The following is a 5,681-nucleotide window of genomic DNA, read 5'->3' as shown; positions in this document are numbered from 1 at the left end:
GTACTGCTCGTCGCGCAAGTGGATCGCAGGGCCCCGCGGGGTCGGGATGCTCGCGGTGCGCCGCGCGCTGCTGGACGGGATGCGCCCGAGGCTGGCGGCACCGGAGTGGCTGCTGAAATCGTCGACGGTGGATCAGCAACTGGAATTCGGTGAGGCCAATGTGGCTGCGCGGGTGGGGTTTTCGCTGGCCCTGGGGGAGTATTTGGGCTACGGGCCGCTGGCCGTGCGCGCCCGCCTGGGCGAGCTGGGCGGCATCAGCCGAACTCTGCTGGGCGACGTGACGGGGTGGGCTGTGGTCGAAGAGGTCGAGGAGCCGAGTGCGATCACCACCCTGGCGCCGGTCGACGGCGCCGACCCGCTGGCGGTACGGGACTGGCTGCTCGCCGAACGTCGGATACTGACGACTTTCGCAGGCGTGCAACGGGCTCCGCTCGAGCTGACCGGACCGGTGCTGCGGATTTCGCCGCACGTGGACAGCACGGCGGCGGATCTGGAGGTCTTCGCCGAGGCGCTGATCGCCGCCACCGCGGCGGCGGCCTAGCCCGCTTTGTGGGCCGCTAAAAAGAAGGCCGGCAACTTCATCCGCCCCTTCTCGTCGCGGTCGTGCGGCGGCATCGGGTCGTCGCCCCGCTGCGTCTCCGCCGGGATGTTCGCGTGGATGAAGGCAGGCCGGATCTCGTCGATCTCCCAGTGCCTGCTCACCGCGGCGCGTAGCTCGTCCTCGGTCACCTGGTTGGGCCGCTCCTGCCACTCCTCGGGGAACGCACCCTTGGCGAACACCAACACGTAATACCGCGCGCCCGGCGCGGCGGCGCGATGTATCGAGCGCAGGTAACCGTCGCGGCCCTCCACGGGCAGCGAATGGAACAACGTGCTGTCGACCACCGTGTTGAACTGGCCGTCGTGGCCGGTGAACGAGGTGATGTCGGCCTGCTCGAACGTCGCGGTGCCCAACCCGCGATCGGCCGCCGCCTTGGTCGCCGCAGCGACGGCGGTCGGGGTGAGATCGATGCCCAGCACCGTGTAACCCTTTGCGGCCAGCGTCAGCGACAGCTCGGCGACACCGCAGCCCGCATCCAGAATGTCGCTGCGAAACTTCCCGGAGTCGATCAGCGCGGCCAGCTCCGGCTGCGGCTCACCGATGTTCCATGGCGGCGGCCCACCCTCGAATCTGCCCTGCTCACGGTACGCACTGTCCCAGTCCGGCAATTCAGCTGACATGCACCCAACCTACCCGCGGATCAGAGCGCCCAGGTATGTACCGGCTCGTTGGTGTGCATGTGGTCGCAGTACCGCCGCACCATCTCGGCGAGTGCAGCGGGGCGGGTCATACCGTGGTTCTGCAGCGCACGCACCGTGGATACCTGCCAGGTGGCGCCGTTCCGACCGGTCCTCGCGCGGCCCTCGATGACACCCAGGAACCGGTCGCGCACCTCGACGTCGACTCCCCAGCGCTGCAATCCGTCATCGGCGATGGGCAGCAGTGTGTCCAAGACCAATTCGCGCGCCGTCACGTCGCCAAGACCGGGCCACTCCAGCCGCGCATCGATGCCGTATCGCGCCGCGGCAAGGAAATTGGTTTGTGCCACAGCGAAATCCATCGTCGTCCACAACGGGTCGTCCGCCTCGGACAGGCTGCGCAGCATGCCGTAGAAGAAGACGGAATTCGCCAGCATGTCGATGACGCTCGGCCCGGCCGGCAACACCCGGTTCTCGAGTCGCAGCTGCGGACGCCCGTCGACGACGTCGTATACGGGCCGGTTCCAGCGGTACACGGTGCCGTTGTGCAGGCGCAATTCGGACAGGTGTGGCGTGCGCCCCACGGCCAGTTCGGCGGCCGGGTCCTCATCGGACACCTCGGGCAGCAGCGACGGGAAGTAGCGGATGTTCTCCTGGTACAGGTCCAGGACCGAGTCGATCCAGCGTTCGCCGAACCACACCCGCGGCCGCACCCCTTGGGTTTTGAGCTCCTCGGGGCGGGTGTCGGTGGACTGCGCGAACAATTCGATGCGGGTCTCGGCCCACAGCTGATGACCGAAGAAGTATGGCGAGTTGGCGCCCATCGCCAACTGCGGGCCCGCCACCGCCTGTGCCACATTCCAGTTGGCGGCGAACGTCTCCGGTGACAGCTGCAGATGCAATTGGGTACTGGTGCAAGCGGATTCGGGCGCTATCGTCGGCGCCTGCCAGCTCAACGGTTCGGGGCCGGAGATGTCGATGGGAAGGTCCTCGCCGCGGGCGGTGAAGATCGATTCGTTGAGGGCGGTGTACCGCGTCGACTCGCTCATCCAGTCGGTGGAAAGGTGGTCGGGCATCAGCGTCGGCAGGATGCCGATCATGACGATGTGTGCGCCGCGCTCGCTCGACTTGATCTCGGCGTCGTTCAGGCTGGCCCGTACCTCGGCCTCCAGGTCAAGGGCGGTGTGGCCGGGCAACGCATGCGGAGGGACGTTGAATTCGATGTTGTAGGCGCCTAATTCGGTCTGGTAGGCCGGATCCGCGATGGATTCCAGGACATCGCGGTTCAACATGGCCGGTTGATAACCGCCGTCGACGAGGTTGCACTCGATCTCCATGCCGGTAAGCGGTTGCTCGGTGTCGAAACACGACCGCGCAAGCATCGTCTCGAAGACGTCCAGACATAGCTGCACCTTGCGCCGGTATTCCCGCCGATGTGCGCTGTCGAACGTGGTGCGCTTGACTTCTTCGCCCACAAGCCCGATGCAACAGGGTTACCGGCGGTAACGCAAGCGCTGCCGGTACGAGTCGCGCTATCGTCCGCCGCGCGGGTAGACCATGATGGAGTTCGCCGTCGAAGTGTCGAGAGCTCACGGGTAAAGGAGAGCAGTTGGCCGAGTCCGCTGAATTCGTCGTTTCCGTCGACCAAGGAACCACCAGCACTCGCTGCATGATCTTCGATCACGACGGTGCCGAAGTGGCCCGCCATCAACTCGAGCACGAACAGATCCTGCCCCGCGCCGGATGGGTCGAGCACGACCCGGTCGAAATCTGGGAGCGCACGTCGTCGGTGCTGATGTCGGTGCTGAACAAAGCCAAGTTATCGGCGAAAGACTTTGTCGCATTGGGTATCACGAACCAGCGCGAGACCACGCTGGTGTGGGACCGGCGCACGGGCCGTCCGTACTACAACGCCATCGTCTGGCAGGACACCCGCACCGACAGGATCGCGTCGGCGCTGGAGCGCGACGGTCGCGGCGAGGTGATTCGTCGCAAGGCGGGCCTGCCGCCGGCGACGTACTTCTCCGGCGGAAAGCTGCAGTGGATTCTGGACAACGTCGACGGGGTGCGCGAGGCCGCGCAGCGCGGCGACGCGATATTCGGCACCGCCGATACCTGGGTGTTGTGGAATCTGACCGGTGGCCCGCGGGGCGGCATGCACGTCACCGACGTGACCAACGCCAGCCGGACCATGCTGATGAACCTGGAAACCCTGGACTGGGACGACGAGTTGCTGTCGATCTTCTCCGTTCCCCGCGAAATGCTGCCTGCGCTAGCGCCGTCGTCGTCGCCGGAGCCGCACGGTGTGACGCCGGAGACCGGGCCGCTGGGCGGCGAGGTGCCGATCACCGGTGTCCTCGGTGACCAGCATGCGGCGATGGTCGGTCAGGTGTGTCTGTCCGAGGGGGAAGCGAAAAACACCTACGGCACCGGCAATTTCCTGCTGCTCAACACCGGCGAGACGATCGTGCGATCGGACCACGGCCTGTTGACCACCGTCTGCTATCAGTTCGGTGACGCGAAACCCGTTTACGCACTCGAGGGTTCGATCGCTGTCACCGGCTCGGCGGTGCAGTGGCTGCGTGACCAGCTGGGCATCATCAGCGGCGCCGCGCAAAGCGAGTCGCTGGCGCGTCAGGTCGACGACAACGGCGGAGTCTATTTCGTCCCGGCGTTTTCCGGGCTGTTCGCGCCCTACTGGCGATCGGATGCGCGGGGGGCGATCGTGGGGTTGTCCCGGTTCAACACCAACGCGCACCTGGCGCGCGCGACGCTGGAAGCCATCTGCTACCAGAGCCGCGACGTGGTGGACGCCATGGCGGCGGATTCCGGTGTGCACCTTGAAGTTCTGAAGGTCGACGGCGGCATCACCGAGAACGATTTATGCATGCAGATCCAGGCCGACGTACTGGGCGTGGACGTGGTGCGGCCGGTGGTGGCCGAGACAACCGCACTGGGCGCCGCCTACGCGGCGGGCCTGGCGGTCGGATTTTGGGCAGACCCGTCCGATTTGCGGGCCAATTGGCAAGAAGGCAAGCGCTGGACGCCGACCTGGAGCGACGAGCAGCGCGCAACGGGTTATGCGGGCTGGCGCAAAGCCGTTGAGCGGACCCTGGATTGGGTCGATCTGACCTGATCCAGGGCCCGCTCGTCTAGGGCTTAGTCTTCGCCCAGGATGCCGTAGATCTCGCGGCGCGCGTTGTTGAGGATCTCAACGATGCGCTGCTGCTGGTCGGCGCTTGCGGTGTGGGCGGATTGCCCGACCGCACCGAACAACTGGCCCACGGCAGCCCGCAGGTTGATCTGGCCCGGGTCGGCGCCTTCGGTGATCTCTTCCCACGGCGGGGTCTCGACCTTCTCGGCCGCCGTGCGACCCTCCTCGGTCAGCTCGTAGAGCTTCTTGCTGCCCTCGGTCTCGCTCGCGGCGATCAGGCCTTCGTCGCCCAGCAACTGCAGCGTGGGGTAGACCGAACCGGGGCTCGGCTTCCACAGCCCGTTGCTGCGCTCGGCGATCTGCTGGATCATCTCGTAGCCGTGCATCGGCCGGTCGGCCAGCAGCACGAGGATGGCCGCCCGCACGTCACCGCGCTTGCCGCCGCCCCGGCCGCCACGGCGCCATCCGCCGCGCCGGCCACCAGGTCCGAAGCCGAAACCAGGCCCGAATCCGGGGCCGAAGCCCGGACCGAACCCAGGGCCGAAGCCCGGACCGAACCCGGGACCGAAGCCCAGCGGGCCGTCGTGTTGGGCGGCCTGGTCGCGGAGGTGCTCGAAGAGTTCCCGGCGCGCGTGGCGCTTGGCGCCGTGCAGGGCGCGGCGCTGCGCGGGACCGGCGCCAAAGCCGAATCCGAAGCCGGGTCGGCCGGCGAATGGCTCTTCTGGGGGAGTGAATGGGTTGCTCATGTGAAGTCCTTACGTTTCAGGGAAGCGCTCCATGCGCTTCGGAATATCACGATATATCGGAAACTATCGCGATGCAACGTTCCGTTGCCAATTCGTGCCCTCAGGCCCGGTTTGTGGTCCCAGAACGCCGGGTAGCACCCGATAAATGAACGCTGATAACTCCAACCTGACGGTCGGCAGCGGGACCGCGATGGCGCGAGGCGCCGGGCCGGGTGGCCGTGCCCGCAACGCGTGGCCGTGGGTCAACTGGGGGCTGGCGCTGGCGACGGTGCCCGGCGCCGCCATCGTGATGCTCTTCGCGCTGGGCGCGGCGATGAGCACCGACGGCTGCACCGATCGCAGCTGTGCCAACCTGGGCCGCGGCGGGATCGACTTCGGCACCGCGTTCTACGGCGCACCAGTGGTCGCCGTCGTCGTCATCGTGCTGACGTTTTTCACCGCGAAGCGCCGCGGCGGGGTCGCGGTCCCGTTACTCGGATGGGGGCTGCTGATCCTGGACGTCGTGCTGATGGCGGCCAGCGTCTCCAGCTAGCGCGGCGGCG

The 5,681-nt window shown here is 66.9% G+C and carries 6 protein-coding genes; 3 read left to right on the top strand and 3 right to left on the bottom strand.

Going from position 1 to position 5,681, the window contains the following annotated elements; genetic code table 11:
* Nucleotides 1-541: aminotransferase class V-fold PLP-dependent enzyme (locus JOZ00_RS23155; RefSeq protein ID WP_293348648.1), on the top strand; the 541-nt coding region annotated here is incomplete at its 5' end.
* On the opposite strand, the gene JOZ00_RS23150 is transcribed toward JOZ00_RS23155, so the two are convergent.
* Together JOZ00_RS23150 and JOZ00_RS23145 are read right to left on the bottom strand one after the other, a co-directional pair.
* A complete protein-coding gene (locus JOZ00_RS23150; protein WP_293348645.1) occupies nucleotides 538-1,221 on the bottom strand; it encodes a class I SAM-dependent methyltransferase in 684 nt (227 codons plus the stop codon). The two genes, JOZ00_RS23155 and JOZ00_RS23150, sit on opposite strands and share 4 nt — an antisense overlap.
* A gap of 20 nt (nucleotides 1,222-1,241) precedes the next feature.
* Nucleotides 1,242-2,714, bottom strand: coding sequence for a glutamate--cysteine ligase (locus JOZ00_RS23145; RefSeq protein WP_293348642.1), 1,473 nt, complete (start codon nucleotides 2,712-2,714; stop codon nucleotides 1,242-1,244).
* Nucleotides 2,715-2,848: 134 nt separating this feature from the next.
* Here JOZ00_RS23145 and glpK point away from each other — a divergent pair, with 134 nt between their 5' ends.
* Nucleotides 2,849-4,375, top strand: a complete 1,527-nt coding sequence (gene glpK / locus JOZ00_RS23140; RefSeq protein WP_293348639.1) for a glycerol kinase GlpK — start codon at nucleotides 2,849-2,851, stop codon at nucleotides 4,373-4,375.
* Nucleotides 4,376-4,398: 23 nt separating this feature from the next.
* Here the strand turns inward: glpK and JOZ00_RS23135 are convergent, their stop codons facing one another.
* Entirely contained in the window at nucleotides 4,399-5,139 is a 741-nt protein-coding gene (locus JOZ00_RS23135; protein ID WP_293348636.1) for a PadR family transcriptional regulator, read from the bottom strand.
* A 145-nt stretch (nucleotides 5,140-5,284) separates the two neighbouring features.
* On the opposite strand from JOZ00_RS23135, the gene JOZ00_RS23130 reads away from it, so the two are divergent.
* A complete protein-coding gene (locus JOZ00_RS23130) occupies nucleotides 5,285-5,671 on the top strand; it encodes a hypothetical protein (RefSeq protein ID WP_293348633.1) in 387 nt (128 codons plus the stop codon).
* Nucleotides 5,672-5,681 lie beyond the last annotated feature (10 nt).

This window comes from Mycobacterium sp. (assembly GCF_019243155.1).
Taxonomy (GTDB): domain Bacteria; phylum Actinomycetota; class Actinomycetes; order Mycobacteriales; family Mycobacteriaceae; genus Mycobacterium.
This window is presented reverse-complemented; position numbering and strand designations above follow the sequence as displayed.

What these genes read in the sequence shown, in the direction of transcription:
- JOZ00_RS23150 (WP_293348645.1), bottom strand. Translation starts at nt 1,221, where the DNA reads ATGTCAGCTGAATTGCCGGACTGGGACAGTGCGTACCGTGAGCAGGGC.
- JOZ00_RS23135 (WP_293348636.1), bottom strand. Translation starts at nt 5,139, where the DNA reads ATGAGCAACCCATTCACTCCCCCAGAAGAGCCATTCGCCGGCCGACCC.
- JOZ00_RS23130 (WP_293348633.1), top strand. Translation starts at nt 5,285, where the DNA reads ATGAACGCTGATAACTCCAACCTGACGGTCGGCAGCGGGACCGCGATG.